This is a genomic window from Vibrio sp. Y176, assembly GCF_033438945.1.
This window is the reverse complement of sequence record NZ_JAWOQS010000464.1, coordinates 1-732: the sequence shown is the minus strand read 5'-3', so window position 1 is coordinate 732 and position 732 is coordinate 1. Positions and strand designations below refer to the sequence as shown.

Sequence of the window (732 nt, the reverse complement as noted above, 5' to 3'; positions counted from 1 at the left end):
CTTCCATTGGTTTGCCAAGGTACATCACCATCACTCGGTCGCTGATATGGCGTACAACGCTTAGGTCATGAGCGATCATCACCAGTGTCAGTCCCATTTCTTGTTTAAGGTCGTCGAGCAAATTAATGACCTGCGCTTGAATCGATACATCCAATGCGCTGACGGGTTCATCACACACCACCAAGTCCGGATTGAGGATTAAGGCGCGCGCGATGCCAACACGTTGGCACTGACCGCCAGAAAACTCATGCGGATATCGGTTACGTTGGCTTGCCAACAGACCCACTTTGTCCATCATCGCAATGACGCGTTTTTCGACTTCGGCGCGTTTGAGTTGAGGTTGGTGTGTGAGTAACGGCTCTGCGATACATTCTGAAATCGTTAATCTCGGATTGAGGCTCGCCGATGGGTCTTGGAATATCATCTGAAATTCTTGGCGACGACGCGCTAACTTGTTTTTGCTGAAGCCACGCATGTCTTCACCTTTCCAAGTGAGCTTACCGTGCGTGGGTTCAACTAAGCGCAGCAGAGCACGCGCTAAGGTGGATTTTCCGCAGCCTGATTCGCCAACAATGCCGAGCGTTTCGCCTCGATAAACATCCAAATCGATGCCGTTGACGGCTTGTACGATCTTTCTTCGGCTCGGAATGAGGTGTCGCGAAACAGGAAAATGCACTTGCAGATCGCGAGCGGACAATAACAATTCTTTCTGATTCATAACGTTTCCTTAAG

General features: G+C 50.0%; 1 protein-coding gene. It reads right to left on the bottom strand.

Annotated elements, in window-relative coordinates:
- On the bottom strand, positions 1-718 hold a 718-nt coding region (locus R7O13_RS26710), incomplete at its 3' end, for an ATP-binding cassette domain-containing protein (RefSeq protein WP_318305190.1).
- Positions 719-732 lie beyond the last annotated feature (14 nt).